The following is a 15,719-nucleotide window of genomic DNA, read 5'->3' as shown; positions in this document are numbered from 1 at the left end:
ATTAGCTATTCAAAGGTCAAAATACTGTGAATAGGAATTATAAAGTGAGGAATTTTTCAGAGTAACAAATGGAAGTTTTAATAATGGAACAAAAATTGAACATAATCTTCATTAAAAAAAGAACACAAATCAGTGCTCTTAGAAAGTAGACTATATGGTTTTCGGATTAGTATATACTATCATATGCTCGTTTTTTTTAAGGGTGTAAACAAAATTAAATAAAAATAATACATATGAGGTTTTTAAAAGAGTAATAGCTCAACAGGATGGATTTGCAAATTGGTTGTTGGTTACATATAAACTAAATAACCATAATTTCATTTATAAATTTATATAAACAAAAATGTTTGAAAACAAACTTTTCGCATTGCTAAATTGAATATTCAGGTTCTTATAAGTGACAAAGGATACTTTGAGAGAGTATTGAGACAAGGATAAACTGTAAGGAAAAATTATATAAGTGATTAATTAATATAAAACCATCCTATTATTGTATATGTGGACACTGGATGTTTCTATGTAGTTTGTTTCAAGTGACATATAATCCAATGTCTATTGGCATGTGATGTAATTAAATGTAGCTAGAATACAGTATAATATTGAAAAATATAAAGTTTGTAGTGGTTGAAACAAATTAAAGAAGTAACATAAGGAATTTACGCATAAAGTAATGTTGATGGTAAAATTAACAGAATTTTCATTTTAATAAGATAAAAATGTGATGTTTTTAACGTATAATAATTTTACTACGATGAAAATACGGCCACAAATTAGTTAATTTAAAAATTAATTTTAGATAGGAAGAGGATAATGAAGACCAGAGATAGTTATAAAATTATTGTCGTTGGTGCTGGGACTGCAGGAATATCTTCTACTGCACATTTATTAAGAAATATCCCCCTATTGAAAGAAAGTATAGCGATTATTGATCCGTCAAAAAAACATTATTTTCAGCCACTATGGAGTTTAGTGGGGGGAGGAATTGTTTCAAAGGAAAGTACAATGCGTGATCAAGAATCGCTTATTCCAAAAGGGGCAACGTGGATCCCTAAAAGTGTTGTTAAGTTATTTCCGGATGAAAATAAGATACTGTTAGATGACGGACTGCTGCTTGAGTATGAAATTCTTATTGTAGCAGCTGGTATACAAATAAATTGGGAAGGTATTAAAGGCTTAAAAGAATCTATTGGGACTAATGGGGTATGTAGCAATTATTCTTATACATATGTTGATTCTACTTGGAGAGAAATCGAAAAATTTAAAGGAGGAAATGCGCTTTTTACCCACCCTAATACTCCTATTAAATGCGGTGGCGCTCCACAAAAAATTATGTATTTAGCAGAGGAGTATTTTTGTAATAGTGGTGTAAGAAACAGAAGTGAAGTAATGTTTTATTCTGCAAACACTGACATATTTCAGGTTCCACGATATGCAAATACTTTAGAACAAGTACTAGAAAGAAAGCAAATTATAACGAATTATAATAAAAACTTAGTAGAAATTATCGCCGAAAAGAGAGAAGCAATTTTTGAAGATACGCAAACGCTGAAAAGAGAAACCATACCATATAGTATGATACATGTTGTTCCACCAATGGGGCCACCAAATTTTATTAAAGAGAGTGAAATAAGTGATTATCAGGGATGGGTAGATATAAACCCTTATACTTTGCAGCATGTAAAGTATAAAAATATTTTCGGACTTGGAGATTGTACCAATTTACCTACCTCTAAAACTGGAGCCGCAATTCGAAAACAAATACCTGTCTTAAAACAAAATATTATGGACGTACTTAGCGGAAGAGATTTACAGGCTAAATATGATGGATATACATCATGTCCGATTGTTACAGGATATAAAAGTCTTATACTTGCTGAATTTAACTATGAACATGAGCCACAAGAAACGTTTCCATTTAATCAAGCGAAAGAAAGGTATAGTATGTTTTTACTTAAAAGATATATGTTGCCATATATGTATTGGAATTTAATGTTGAAAGGGATTATATAAGGAAAGATAGAAAGTGGTTATAAAAATTGAAAAGCAATTTGAAATACCTATTTGGAGGGAATAGCTATGCTTTTAAAATATTTTTATGATGAAAAATTAGCACATGCTTCCTATTTAGTCGGTTGTCAGAAGGAAGGCGTAGCAATTGTAATTGATCCAGGTCGCTATATAGAACAATATATAGAATTTGCTAAGAAAGAGGGAATGGAAGTAATTGCTGCGGCTGAGACTCATATTCATGCTGATTTTCTTTCTGGGTCTAGAGAACTTTCCAATCTTTATCATGCAAATTTATATGTATCTGATGAAGGAGATTGTGATTGGAAATATCAATATCTTAACGAAGGTCGATACAAATTGGTTAGAGAGGGCACAGAGTTTAAAGTAGGTCATATAAAATTTAATGTAATTCACACCCCAGGGCATACGCCTGAAAGTATTTCTTTTTTAGTAACTGATACAAGTCAAAATAATTATACGAATGATAAACCGATAGGAATATTCACAGGTGATTTTATATTTGTAGGAGATATAGGAAGACCGGATTTATTAGAAACTGCAGTCGGTATGAAAGATACTGCAAAAATAGGAGCGAAACAATTATTTGATTCTATACAAAAAATAAAAATACTCCCTGATTATTTGCAAATATGGCCATCACATGGTGCGGGAAGCGCATGTGGAAAAGCATTAGGAGCAATTCCAACTTCTACATTAGGTTATGAAAAGATGTTCAATTGGGCATTTCAGTGTAATGAAGAAAGAGATTTTGTATCGACTTTATTGACGGGACAGCCAGAGCCTCCAAAGTATTTCTCATTAATGAAGAATTTAAATAAGTATGGTCCCCCAATTCGTAAGAAGAGAAAGAGAACTGCTATTAATACAGTAGAAGAACTTCAAGAAATTTTGAGTAGCGTTCACCAAATAATTGATATAAGGGAGGCAGAGAGTTTTGCTACAGGTCATATTGAGAAGTCAATTAACATACCTTATAACAATTCTTTCACAACTTGGTGTGGATGGTTATTAGATTATAAAACAGAAACTTTAATAATTTTAGATGAGGAAAAGGTTAAAGTGGAGGCAGTTATTAGGGAATTTGAATCTATTGGGTTAGATAATATTATTGCTTTTGCGCCCTTAAAAGTAATGCAAAAACATGTTAGCCTTGAAAGCTACAAAGAAAAAACATCGATTGAATTATATCCGCATATAAAAGGTGGAAGGGTTAAGGTTATCGATGTGCGTAGTAAAAAGGAGTGGGAGGAAGGACACCTTCATGATGCAATACATATCACTTTAGGTAATCTATTTCAACAGCTAGATTATATACCGAAAGATTGTCCAATAGTTTTGCAATGTCGAACCGGATTGCGTTCGGCTATAGCAGCTAGTATTTTACAAAGAGCTGGTATAAAGGAAGTAGTGAATTTAAAGGGAGGATTTCTTGCATGGAAAGAAGAAGGGCTTCCGTATACAACATGCAATCTCAATGTGTAGGAAAATATTATTACGAGATCAGTAAAATAGTAAAGAAGGTTGCCATTCACGGCGACCTTCTTTACTATGCGTTATACCCAAATAATTTTAAATCTTCTCCTGAATCTGAAATAATCTTCTCAAATTGTAATCCTATTTTTTCTAAAAGCTTTCCTGAGGCGATGTTATCTAAAGAAGTAATTGCTACAATACGTTTCATGCCGAGCTTTTGTACACCGTATTCGATTACAGCAGAAGCTGACTCGTAACCATACCCTTTTGAACGAAACTTTTCTAAAAAGGCAAAGCCAATATCAACATCTTCTAATGAATCTCTTTTAATAAGGCCACACATACCAAGTGGAGTGAAATCTTCTTTTCGTTCCACTAAGTAAAGACCAAACCCCATTTTATTATACATATCAACGGGTCCATTTAAGATGTATTTTTTTGCATCTTCTAAGTTATTAATCCTTTTATCCCCAATAAAATGAATCCATGCAGGATCGTTTACTAATTCAAGAATAAATGGAGCGTCTTTTATATCAAACCAGCGAAGAATGAGTTGTTCAGTTTCAAGAACTATCAATCCAATGCACCACCTTTAACATTTATAATAATTAGTATGGATTGCGTAATACAAAATCGCAACATATTTTAAAAGAGTCCTACTTGTTCACATAAAGTTCGTTTGTTTTGTATAAAGGGATATTTTATAATTAAGATTGATTGTAAAGAGTGAGATGCTTATACAATGACTCCTAGGTGACTAGGAGTTTTTACTATATAACTATCATTATTACTAAATATGACACACTACACATTCTACTCAAGGAGGTACATAATGAAGAAATTATATAATGCATCGTTTACGTATTTGATTATCGGTTTATTATCAGGGATTTTCGCTAGGGAGTATGGTAAGTATAAAGGGATTTTAGGATCTACTTTGTTAAATCTTTTGCATACGCATACACTTGTACTTGGCTTTTTCTTCTTTTTAATTGCTTTAGGATTAGCAAAAGTATTCGCGTTTCATGAAGTGAAAGGCTTTAATAAGTGGTTTGTTTTACATAATATTGCATTAACTTTAATGTTAGGTTCGCTAGCAGCGAGAGGGCTTCTTCAGTTAAATGGAGCTGACTTTAAAGGGTTAACTTATATTGTAGGCTTCTCTCATTCGTTGATGGCAGTAACTTTAATTTGGTTTATGTTGTTAATAAAGAAATCATTTAAAATGTAGTAAAAAAGAACTTGTAGCGTGTGCTGCAGGTTCTTTTTTATATGTTTAGGATTAATAATCTTATTTTTCTAATTATTTTGTATAAAAATGGTATACTAATTTTAAACTTAAAAAGGAGAGTTGATTATGGAAATAACAATTGAACATGTAGTAAATGAATTAAAAGGCATACTTCCTGAAGATCGAGTAGTAATAAATATGACAGTACGAGAGTTACATAGTAAAGATGAATCTTACCACGTTAGTAGTTTACCTGATGTAGTTGTTTTTCCAAAAACGACTGAAGAAGTTAGCGCGATAATGAAAATAGCGAGTCAGTACGGAACAGCTGTCGTTCCATTTGGAGTAGGGTCCAGTTTAGAGGGACATGTAATTCCTTGCGAAAAAGGAATTACAATGGACTTTTCTCTTATGAACAAAATACTTGAAATAAGAGAGAAGGATTTTCTTGTGAGAGTACAGCCAGGAGTGACGCGCTCTCAGCTTAATAAAGAATTGAAAAAGTATGGATTATTTTTTAGTGTAGACCCAGGAGCTGATGCAACGTTAGGAGGAATGGCTGCTACAAATGCGAGCGGAACGACAGCGGTAAAGTATGGTGTAATGCGTGATCAAGTTCGAGATTTAGAAGTCGTTCTTGCTGGTGGAGGAGTAATACATACCGGGAATTTAGCGGCGAAGTCATCATCAGGTTATCATTTAAATGGTATTTTCGTAGGATCAGAAGGAACACTTGGATGTTTCACGGAGTTAACTTTAAAAGTATACGGTATACCAGAACATGTTATGGCTGCGAGGGCATCGTTTCCAACTATAAATGATGCAGTAGAAGCTGTAATTAACATATTACAAGCAGGTATTCCAATCGCGAGAATTGAACTCGTTGATGAATTATCTATGACACAAGTAAATCATTACAATGAAACAAGTTACAGAGAAGAACCGACACTGTTTTTAGAGTTTCACGGCAATGAAGCGGGGTTAAAGCAAGATATTGAATTTACGAAAGAAATCGTTCTTGATCATAAATGTATAGAAATTGCGTTTGAGACGGAAACAGCAGCGAGAAATAAACTATGGGATGCAAGACATAACTTAGCGTACTCTTACGTGCATAGTTATCCTGGTAAAAAGCTAATGAGTACAGACGTATGTGTGCCAATTTCGGAATTAGCTGGAGCGATTCAACATGCGAAAGAGGTATTACATAAAGTAGGGCTTATTGGCGGTATTCTCGGTCATGTTGGGGATGGGAATTTCCATGTACTCTTAATGATTGACACAAATGAAAAAGAGGAAGTGAAGAAGGCAGACGAAATAAATGAAAGTATCGTTCGGTATGCTCTTAAACGAGGAGGAACGTGTACAGGAGAACATGGCGTTGGAATCGGAAAACGAAAGTATCAAGAAGAAGAACATGGGGCGGCATTATTTGTAATGGAGAAAATAAAGAAAGCTCTTGATCCGCAAAATATTTTGAATCCGAATAAGGTGTTTCAATTAAAAGATAGGGGCTGAGTGGATGAAAGTACTAGAAGCGATAAGTAATATAGCTGGAAAGTATTTTGCATTTTGGGTTATTTGTATGGCAGCTATTGCATACTTCATTCCCGCGCCATTTCTCGGGTTAACTAGTTACATAACGATGTTACTTGGGGTTGTCATGTTTGGGATGGGATTAACATTAAAAGCTGTTGATTTCAAAATCATCGCTACAAAACCATTGCCAGTTATTATCGGTGTATGTGCTCAGTTTATTATTATGCCACTTGTCGCATACGTACTAGCCTACGCTATGAACCTGCCAGCTGAATTAGCAGCTGGATTAGTGTTACTCGGTTCAGTACCGGGTGGCACTGCATCAAATGTTATGGTTTATTTAGCAAAAGGGAACTTAGCATTGTCTATTGCAATGACTTCATTATCAACGTTACTAGCACCAATTGCTACACCACTCATTTTACTATTACTTGCAGGACAATGGATGCCAGTGAATCCTATGTCTATGTTTCTTTCTATTGTACAAGTCATTATCATACCGATTATTTTAGGATTAGTAGTGAAGAAGTTTTTCCCTAAAACTGTTACGAAAGGAATGACCGTTATCCCTTTAATATCAGTTTTAGCAATTATCATTATTGTTTCTGCAGTTGTTTCAGCGAATGTAAGTAGCATTACTTCTTCAGGACTTCTTATCTTTATTGCGGTGATGCTCCATAATACTTTCGGTTTTTTGCTCGGATATATAACTGCGTTCGTACTTGGACTAGACGAAGGGACAAGAAGGGCTATTTCAATAGAAGTAGGAATGCAAAATTCAGGTTTAGGTGTTGCACTGGCGACAGCGCATTTTGGACCGGCTGCTGCACTCCCAAGTGTATTAGCGGCAGTATGGCATAACATTGCAGGGTCAATATTAGCAACCATCTGGTCAAAAAATGCAAAGAATACTTTCAGCGATGAAAATGTATTAATAAATATAGAAAAATAAGAGATAAGCATTTCATTTGAAATAGAGGAATGATAAATAATGCAAAAACGTATTGTACATTTTGAAGGCTTGGTTGTATTCGTAGCCGCGATTTATATGTATTCATTATATGAATTTAGTTGGATTATATTTTTGATATTCCTATTAGCGCCAGATTTATCTATGTTAGCGTATGGGATCAATAATCATGTTGGGGCTAACATTTATAATTTATTTCACACATATATCATATCGATATTAATTGTTATCATAGGTGTTTATTTTAAGATAGATATAGTTATTATGATTGGTTTAATATGGACAGCACATATTGGAATGGATCGAATGTTTGGATATGGATTGAAATATGAGACGGATTTTAAGGATACTCATATTCAGAGGGTATAAGAGATGATGTAATGTGGACAAATAATAAATTGAGGAGTTGAATTTTAAACAATTATTGAGAAATATATATAAATATGGATATAGATAATTGAATTGTGTTATTTTTAGAATAATCAAAGAGAAGGGGAGGGGTTTCAATGAATATACAAATCACAGGTAATAAATTAATTACCAAGATGCTGAATGATTGGTACCAAAACATCAGAGCCCAACGAGTAAGTGAAGCGAAAAAATTAAAGGAAGAGATTGATAAAAAGCTACATATTATCGAAGAAGATATAAATGTCTTATTTCACTATTATCTTTTAGATTTTCGATATAAAGTGCTAATGGATGGTATAGGTATTTCAAAAAATTCTTTTGATAAAGTAGATTCGTTACCTAAACCAAATGATGAATTTTTGGAATATTATTATTATTTATTTAAATCTATACATTCTACAATTCTCTCAAATTATAGTGAAGCGAGTAACTATTTTGATAAGGCGGAAGGATTACTAAAGCATATTCCAGATGAAGTTGAACAAGCAGAGTTGAACTACAGAGTTTCTACATTAAAATATCAAATGTATCAAGCGTATTCAGCTATTGAATATGCTTCGAAAGCAAGGGATATCTTTGCAAAACACGCAGGGCATGAAATGAATGTAGCGCTATGTGAAAATGTTTTGGGGTTATCTTTTTCAAAATTAAAACAGCATGAAAGAGCAGAGGAGTATATTGTTTCAGCATTAAATACTTTGCAAAAAAATGATGCTGAAACACTAGTTTTAAGAATAAGACATAATTTGGGATTATTGTATGCGAGTCAAAACCTTTCAGATTTAGCTATTAGGCACTTATCGGAAGTTTCTGAAAAAATGCCGAATCATTATAAAGCTATTTTTATAGAGGCAGGAGAATATTATAAAATAGGAAAAATAGAAAAGGCAAAAGAGTTAATTGAAATTGGATTAGAAGTTTGTGAAGAATTAAAAAATGATGAATATAGGTATCATTTTTTAATTCTAAAGGAATTTTGTCAATGTTTGAAAGCAGAAAACGTAGAAAAAATTATGCTTGAAAGTTTTTCTTACTTTGAAAGAGAAAATTTAATCGAATATATTTGTGAATATGCTGAAAAGCTGGCAATAGAGTTTCATAAAGAGGGCAATATAGAACAGGCTGAAAAGTATTTTTATAAGACTTATGAAATAAGAAGAAAAATATTTGATAAAGGAGCGTTGAAATAATGAGACAAATTGGATTAACTATTATGGGATTAGCAGTTGCTGGTGTTGTATCTTTGAGTATTGGAGGTATTTTAACTGAATCCAAACAAGCGGCACATGAAAAATTTTCGATGTTAAAACTTGATACAAAACAATACGCTGCTCATGGAGATACGCCTGCACCTGCAAAACCAGATTTTTTAGTAGTAGAACGTGTATAAATATAGAATAAAGTATTTTTGATTTGAAGTTGGCATTTTTAGTGGATTTTAAAAGTGGACATTAAATAAGTTAGCTTAAAAGGTGTTTTCAATATTGAAAACACCTTTTAAGTTTGTTGTTAACAGTTAATATAATTAGAAAGATTCTTTTAATTGCAATCAAGTCCCACAAAAAGTACGATAAGGGCGATTCATCGGTGCAGGCGGAATGCAGTATTCTTCTTGATCTGTAGAATACGCATAAGGATTTGATAAAGCTTCAAGAAGTTTCTCCATTACGCTATAGTCGTCATTTGTAACAGCTGCTTCTAGTGCTTCTTCTACACGGTGGTTCCTCGGGATGATTGATGGGTTATTATTTTTCATCATCTCGTAGGCGTTTTCTTTCGATTGTTCTTGCCTTTCTAATCGAGATTGCCACAGTTTGTACCATTCTTTAAATTCAGGACTTTCAAATAGAGCTGTATTTTCGCTAGCATCAAGAGTTAATGAACGGAATGTATTTGTATAATCCGCTTTATATTTCTCCATCATTTTTGAAAGTTGCTCAATAAGTGATTGATCTTGTTCTTCGTTGCTAAATAGTCCTAATTTCTTTTTCATTCCAAGGAACCACTGTTTTTCATACTGTACGCTAAATTTCGAGATTTCATCTTGAGCGATTTTTAGTGCTTCTTCTTCATCTTCGTGCAGAATCGGTATTAAAGATTCTGCTAGTCGAGCGAGGTCCCATGCGGCCATATATGGTTGATTTCCATATGCATAACGGCCTTGTGTGTCAATAGAGCTAAATACGGTTCCTTGGTCGTAATTGTCCATAAATGCACAAGGACCGTAATCAATTGTTTCGCCACTGATCGTTATATTGTCAGTGTTCATTACGCCGTGAATAAATCCAACAAGTTGCCATTTTGCGATAAGACTGGCTTGTCTTTTAATGACTTCTTGTAGTAATGCAGTATATCGGTTTTCATGAGCTTCAATTTCTGGATAATGCCTTTTTATCGTATAGTCAGCTAGCGATTGAAGATCCTCGATTGAGCCACGAGCTGCAGCATATTGAAATGTACCGACGCGAATATGGCTACTAGCTACTCTAGTTAAAATTGCTCCAGGTAACTTTGTTTCACGATAGGTTGGTTCACCGGTTGTGACAACTGCTAAACTGCGGGTAGTTGGAATATCGAGTGCATACATTGCTTCACTAATAATATATTCACGTAGCATCGGACCGAGTGCAGCACGACCATCTCCTCGGCGTGAATAGGGAGTAGGGCCAGAACCTTTCAGTTGAATATCGAAACGCTCACCTGAAGGAGTAATTTGTTCGCCAATTAAAAGAGCACGACCGTCGCCTAACATATTAAAATGTCCGAATTGATGGCCAGCATATGCTTGAGCTAATGGATGAGCTCCTTCTGGGAGTGCATTACCAGCGAAAATAGCAATTTCAGCTTCCTTTTTCAGTTCTTCAGGGGTCAAGCCAAGAGATATCGCTAATGAATGGTTTAGTTTAACTAACTCCGGTGAACTTACGGGAGTAGGGGGGATTTCTGTATAAAATGATTGTGGTAAAGTCGTATAACTATTATCTAAATTCCAAACTGTTTCATTATTTTTAGTCATTGTATCTCCTCCTTTTTGTATTTTAAATTATGTATTTGTACGTATGTATTCTTTGTAAAGTTAACTAAAAGTATAATATAATATTTCCCCTTGCAATCTATTGTAAGGACTTCATTGCACTATGTCTATTTAACAGCAAATTTAAAACCTCCATTTTAAGAAAATGGAGGTTTTATTATTATTTAATTTTTACAATTATTTTCCCTTTTGCTCTTCCAGACTCTGAATATTCCATTGCTTTTTGCGCATCTTCAAAAGGGAAAACTCGATCGATTACAGGTTTGATTTGTCCAGCTTCAATATAGTTTGCAATAGTACGTAATTGATCCCCGCTTGGCTTCATAAATAAAAATGAATATTGAGCATTATGCTTTTTTTCAAGTGTAGTAAGTTTTTTGCTGGCTAATGAAAATAAGAGAGTTTTAAAGAATCCTGAACCAAATTCTTTACCGAAGCGAGCATTCGGCATGCCTGAAACGGAAACAATGTTTCCTCCGCTTTTTATAATATTGAATGATTTTTCAAGTGTTGCACCGCCGATTGTATCAAATACCGCATCATAATTTTTTAGTATATCTTCAAATTTCTCTGTTTTATAATTAATAATTTCATCTGCGCCAAGAGACGTTACTAAATTCGCACCAGCTTCACTAGCAGTCGTTGTAACAGTGGCACCCATTATTTTTGCTAACTGAATAGCAAAAGTACCAACACCACCGGATCCAGCGTGAATTAAAATCTTTTGTCCTTTTTGTAATTGCATGATGTCATGTAATGCTTGATATGATGTTAAGCCAACGAGTGGAATCGAAGCAGCTTCCTCAAAACTTAAATTTTTCGGTTTTAAAGCTATATCATCTTCATGAATGGCTATATACTCCGCGAAAGTACCAATCTTATTTTTTCTTGGACGAGCATATATTTCATCACCAACTTTAAAACGAGTTACTTTTGATCCAACCTTCGTGATGACACCGGCAAAGTCATTCCCAAGGATTAGGGGCATTTCATATTTCAGTAACATTTTTACTTTTCCATCGCGTATTTTAAAATCAATTGGGTTAATGCTAGCTGCATGAATTTCTGCGAGCACTTCATACTCATTAATTTCAGGAGTAGGTACCTCTGCCATACGCATTGGGACTTTTCCATATCTATCAATTATCATTGCTTTCATTTCTTATACCTCCAAGTTTTAATAAAAGTTTTGCAATAGCTTCTCAATATCTAATACAAGATTTTTTAATAAACCTAATTTTGTACGTATATCAATATAATAAAAATTCTTTGTACCTTCTTTTCTCATTAAAATAATGCCAGCTTCTCGTAAAATCTTAAGGTGATGTGATACTGCTGGACGGGAAAGGTGTGTTTGCTTCGTGATTTCTCCTACACGTAATCCTGTTTGACATTCCGTTTCCATTAGCACTAATAAAATAGCTTGACGTGTTTCATCACCAATTGCCAATAATACTTTTTGAGAATCAATAAAATCTTTTTTTATAATATTTAATTGTTCTTGTTTATTCATTTCAATCACTTTGCCTCCAGGTAATTAGTCGAAAGGTTTAAGATGATGAACCATTACTTCGATACGGTAATGCTACATGATTGTTGTACGAGGTGCAATATTGAGAAAGAAAATCGAGACGAATGAATTTTTTATTGTTGAAAATTATAGGGAGATAGAAAAGGGATTGGAAGGATTACATAACACAATAGATGAAGTTTTAAAAACAAAAAATGATGTAACAATAAAATAAGCGGTCGTAACCTTGTATAATCCATAAGGTTACGACCGCTTATAATGTTTGTATTATTTTTGATTTTTACGATAGAACATGGTTCAACGTAAAGTACGTTCTTTTGTTTTACACTTTCATACAGACACAATTCAGGTGGATTATAGATGTATGAAAAGGTAAAAGGAATTTTGGGGCGTAATCTATCTACATGATAATTCAAAATGAAATATAAGTCTATATTTTAATGTTTTTTTTGATTATATTTATGTCACTGAGCTCAGAACAATGATGTGGAGGGTAAATATATGAAATCGAATTATGTACCAGTTTTAATTGTTGGAGGGGGATTATCTGGGTTAGCGTCTGCGTTATTTCTTGCAAAACATAACATTGAGTACTTACTTATTGAAAGGCATCCGTCTCCTGCCATTCATCCGAAAGCAGGCGGTCTTACTTTACGTACAATGGAGTTATTTCGAGAATTAGGCTTGGAACAAAGAATTAAATTGGCAGGTAAAGCATTAGAGAACTGCCGAGGAAGAATAGCGGTTCATACAATAGCTGAGGCGAATAAAGAAGAATTGGAACAAATGAGAGCGACGCAATACAGAAACGATGAAGAGTTACTTCAAAAAATAGAAAAGATTAGTCCATCAAAACAAACTGCATGTTATCAAATTATTTTAGAAGAGATGATGTTACAAGAAGCAAAAACGCTAGGCGGGCAACTATCTTTTTATCATGAATTAGTTTCATTTGAACAAAATGAAAACGGGGTAAAAGCAAAGATTCGAAATCGTGAAACAGAAAAAGAAAGTGTCATACATTGTGACTATGTAATTGCAGCGGATGGAGCGAAAAGTAAAATACGTGAGCAGTTAGGGATTAAAACTGAGGGTCGTGGAACCATTGGTGGCTATTATATGAATATTTATTTTGAAGCTGATTTAAGTGAGTTTATACAAGGAGACGCATTCGGTTTTTCGATGGTACTTCATCCGGAGGTTCTTGGTGCACTTATCCCGGTTGATAACGTAAAAAAATGGATTTATCATGTAGCCTACGATCCATTAAAAGGAGAGAGGCTAGAGGACTTCACTATAGAACGTTGTAAACAAATTATTCAAATAGCAATTGGAAGTACAAATGTTGAATCAGAAATATTAAGTGTTTTACCGTGGGAAGCCGCCGAAAGTACAGCGGTGAAATTTCAAGAAAATCGGACCTTTTTAGTTGGAGATTCAGCACATATTATGCCGCCAACAGGAGGACTTGGTTCAAATACAGGAATACAAGATGCACATAACTTAGCTTGGAAATTAGCGGCTGTTATAAAAGGGAAGGCAAAACCAAAACTGTTAAAAACATATCATGAAGAGAGACACTCTACTGCAAAATTAACGACAGCTTATGCAAGTAGTTTACTGTTTCGTGCGGCGAATAGAGAGGAAGGCGGTTTGAATAATATGGATGGTTTAGCTGTTACAGTTGGATATCAGTATTGTTCCGAGGCGATTATAGATGATTCAGTCACTCCGCATAGAATGGATAGCATAGAGTTGAACGGAAGACCTGGAACGCGAGCACCACATTTAGGGGGAACGTATGAAGGGAAGAAAGTTTCTATATTAGACTTATTCGGTAACAATTTTGTATTACTTACAAGAGTAGAAAATAGTTTTTGGGCTGAGGCAGCACATACTGTTTCAGCTAAATTAGGAATAAATATAAAAGGGTATCGTGTTGGCTTAAGAGGAGACTTTATTGCTCCAGAAGATACTTTTAGCAAATTATATGGTATAGAGAATGGAGGAGCTGTATTAATTAGACCAGATGGCTTTATAGGATGGCGTTCGGAAAAAACGGTAGTAAATCCAGATATAGTATTGGAAGAGGTAATGGGAAATTTATTATGTGATTTTTAAGTAACTACGAAAATATTGTTTTATGTGCTTCACTGTATTGAAAAAAATATTCACAAATTTCAATAGGTTTGATATGATTAAATTCGACAAGTTAATAGAGGCCGGAGATATTTGAGAAAAGCCATAAATTTATTTAGGGATACAGGAGTGTATTCTAAATAATTTATGGCTTTTTTTATTGAATGAACCGTACAAAATAGAGAGTTACATGTGAAAAGGAGGGCTATAGAAATTAAATAGGATAATACTAGTTTTCTATATTAATAATATAGAGAAAGTATATTTGTAAGATTGGAATTTTAATATAGGTTTATAAAAATAATGAAAGTGTGTCTTCTATTTCGTGTAAATCTCATTAGCTTGTTGAAATTTGCAACGTAGGAAGGGTTAGAAGGATGAGAAAGATTATTAGCGTTTTAGTTATTTTCTTTATGACGGGAAGTATCTTTGCTGGGGGAGCTGTTCATGCGAAAGCAGAAGGGAAGCATGAATGGAATACGAATAAGTTTTTAAATATTGCACATCGCGGAGCAAGTGGACATGCACCTGAGCATACTTTTGCTTCTTATGATTTAGTGAAAAAAATGAAAGCGGATTATTTAGAGTTAGATATTCAATTAACAAAGGATGGCCAATTAATTGCAATGCATGATACAGCAGTTGATCGCACTACAAATGGAACAGGCGAAGTACGTGATAAAACGTTAAGCGAAATAAAGAGTTTAGATGCAGGAACGTGGTTTAATAAAGCGTATCCAGAAAAGGCTAAGCAAGAGTATGTTGGGCAAAAGGTTCCAACTCTTGAAGAAATCTTCCAAAAGTATGGAAGAAGTATGAAGTATTATATTGAAACAAAATCACCAGATGTGTATCCAGGAATGGAAGAGAAATTGTTGGCGTTGTTACAAAAATATAATTTAGTAGGTCAAAACATGTCTTCTAGCCGTGTTATGATTCAATCATTTAGTAAAGATAGTTTGAAAAAGATTCATAGTATGAATGAAAATATTCCGTTAGTTCAATTGCTTTGGTATTATCCAAATGAAAACAATGAAATTGTTGAATGGTCTGGCATTACACATGAGCCGAAAAGTGTAACGAATGATGATTTTCAAGAAATTAAAAAGTATGCAGCTGGTATTGGACCAAACTTACGTAATGATAACGGAGAACTAATTATTGATGAGTCATATATGAAAATGGCTAGGAAAAATGGACTTTTAATTCACCCTTATACAATTAATGAGAAACCAGATATGAGACTGTTAATCAAATGGGGTGCTACAGGAATGTTTACAAATTATCCGGATCGATTACATAGTGTATTGAAGGGAAAATAAGTGGAAAAGGGTATACCAGTGTTTTAGGTATACCCTTT

15 protein-coding genes are annotated in these 15,719 nt (G+C 33.8%); 11 read left to right on the top strand and 4 right to left on the bottom strand.

Going from position 1 to position 15,719, the window contains the following annotated elements; all coding sequences use genetic code 11:
* Positions 1 to 810: 810 nt before the first annotated feature.
* Positions 811 to 2,010, top strand: a complete 1,200-nt coding sequence (locus tag MHI26_RS17675; protein ID WP_000857324.1) for an FAD/NAD(P)-binding oxidoreductase — start codon at positions 811 to 813, stop codon at positions 2,008 to 2,010.
* Between the two features lie 66 nt (positions 2,011 to 2,076).
* Positions 2,077 to 3,513, top strand: coding sequence for an MBL fold metallo-hydrolase (locus tag MHI26_RS17670; protein WP_061666689.1), 1,437 nt, complete (start codon positions 2,077 to 2,079; stop codon positions 3,511 to 3,513).
* A gap of 64 nt (positions 3,514 to 3,577) precedes the next feature.
* Here the strand turns inward: MHI26_RS17670 and MHI26_RS17665 are convergent, their stop codons facing one another.
* Entirely contained in the window at positions 3,578 to 4,081 is a 504-nt protein-coding gene (locus tag MHI26_RS17665; RefSeq protein ID WP_000636200.1) for a GNAT family N-acetyltransferase, read from the bottom strand.
* 255 nt (positions 4,082 to 4,336) lie between these two features.
* On the opposite strand from MHI26_RS17665, the gene MHI26_RS17660 reads away from it, so the two are divergent.
* The 6 genes from MHI26_RS17660 to MHI26_RS17635 all read left to right on the top strand — a co-directional run bounded on the left by MHI26_RS17660 (position 4,337) and on the right by MHI26_RS17635 (position 9,045).
* Entirely contained in the window at positions 4,337 to 4,735 is a 399-nt protein-coding gene (locus tag MHI26_RS17660) for a DUF2871 family protein (RefSeq protein WP_000737891.1), read from the top strand.
* 126 nt (positions 4,736 to 4,861) lie between these two features.
* Positions 4,862 to 6,253: an FAD-binding oxidoreductase gene (locus MHI26_RS17655; protein WP_061666690.1), complete on the top strand. Its 1,392-nt coding sequence runs from the start codon at positions 4,862 to 4,864 to the stop codon at positions 6,251 to 6,253.
* Between the two features lie 4 nt (positions 6,254 to 6,257).
* On the top strand, positions 6,258 to 7,226 hold the full coding sequence (locus MHI26_RS17650) for a bile acid:sodium symporter family protein (protein ID WP_061666691.1): 969 nt from the start codon (positions 6,258 to 6,260) through the stop codon (positions 7,224 to 7,226).
* Positions 7,227 to 7,265: 39 nt separating this feature from the next.
* On the top strand, positions 7,266 to 7,613 hold the full coding sequence (locus tag MHI26_RS17645) for a DUF4260 domain-containing protein (RefSeq protein ID WP_001172045.1): 348 nt from the start codon (positions 7,266 to 7,268) through the stop codon (positions 7,611 to 7,613).
* A 137-nt stretch (positions 7,614 to 7,750) separates the two neighbouring features.
* A complete protein-coding gene (locus MHI26_RS17640) occupies positions 7,751 to 8,845 on the top strand; it encodes a response regulator aspartate phosphatase (RefSeq protein ID WP_061666692.1) in 1,095 nt (364 codons plus the stop codon).
* Positions 8,845 to 9,045 carry a hypothetical protein gene (locus tag MHI26_RS17635; protein WP_001248902.1) on the top strand — a complete coding sequence of 67 codons (201 nt, stop codon included), beginning with the start codon at positions 8,845 to 8,847 and terminating at the stop codon, positions 9,043 to 9,045. Before MHI26_RS17640 ends, MHI26_RS17635 begins: the two co-directional genes overlap by 1 nt.
* 159 nt (positions 9,046 to 9,204) lie before the next feature.
* Here MHI26_RS17635 and MHI26_RS17630 read toward each other — a convergent pair whose 3' ends face one another.
* The 3 genes from MHI26_RS17630 to MHI26_RS17620 all read right to left on the bottom strand — a co-directional run bounded on the left by MHI26_RS17630 (position 9,205) and on the right by MHI26_RS17620 (position 12,211).
* On the bottom strand, positions 9,205 to 10,671 hold the full coding sequence (locus tag MHI26_RS17630) for a protein adenylyltransferase SelO (RefSeq protein ID WP_061666693.1): 1,467 nt from the start codon (positions 10,669 to 10,671) through the stop codon (positions 9,205 to 9,207).
* A gap of 178 nt (positions 10,672 to 10,849) precedes the next feature.
* Positions 10,850 to 11,848: an NADP-dependent oxidoreductase gene (locus MHI26_RS17625; RefSeq protein ID WP_061666694.1), complete on the bottom strand. Its 999-nt coding sequence runs from the start codon at positions 11,846 to 11,848 to the stop codon at positions 10,850 to 10,852.
* A gap of 18 nt (positions 11,849 to 11,866) precedes the next feature.
* Positions 11,867 to 12,211 carry an ArsR/SmtB family transcription factor gene (locus MHI26_RS17620; protein WP_000571870.1) on the bottom strand — a complete coding sequence of 115 codons (345 nt, stop codon included), beginning with the start codon at positions 12,209 to 12,211 and terminating at the stop codon, positions 11,867 to 11,869.
* Positions 12,212 to 12,278: 67 nt separating this feature from the next.
* Here MHI26_RS17620 and MHI26_RS17615 point away from each other — a divergent pair, with 67 nt between their 5' ends.
* The 3 genes from MHI26_RS17615 to MHI26_RS17605 all read left to right on the top strand — a co-directional run bounded on the left by MHI26_RS17615 (position 12,279) and on the right by MHI26_RS17605 (position 15,681).
* Positions 12,279 to 12,434 (top strand): hypothetical protein, encoded by a 156-nt coding sequence (locus MHI26_RS17615; protein WP_003271153.1) that lies wholly within the window; start codon positions 12,279 to 12,281, stop codon positions 12,432 to 12,434.
* A gap of 287 nt (positions 12,435 to 12,721) precedes the next feature.
* Complete coding sequence (locus tag MHI26_RS17610) at positions 12,722 to 14,341, top strand: FAD-dependent oxidoreductase (protein WP_061666695.1); 1,620 nt, start codon at positions 12,722 to 12,724, stop codon at positions 14,339 to 14,341.
* 395 nt (positions 14,342 to 14,736) lie between these two features.
* Positions 14,737 to 15,681, top strand: coding sequence for a glycerophosphodiester phosphodiesterase (locus tag MHI26_RS17605; RefSeq protein ID WP_001226348.1), 945 nt, complete (start codon positions 14,737 to 14,739; stop codon positions 15,679 to 15,681).
* Positions 15,682 to 15,719 lie beyond the last annotated feature (38 nt).

The organism is Bacillus sp. FSL K6-1218 (assembly GCF_038006445.1).
GTDB lineage: Bacteria > Bacillota > Bacilli > Bacillales > Bacillaceae_G > Bacillus_A > Bacillus_A thuringiensis_S.
The sequence above is the reverse complement of the archived record's forward strand: the minus strand, read 5'-3'. Positions and strand labels throughout refer to the sequence as shown.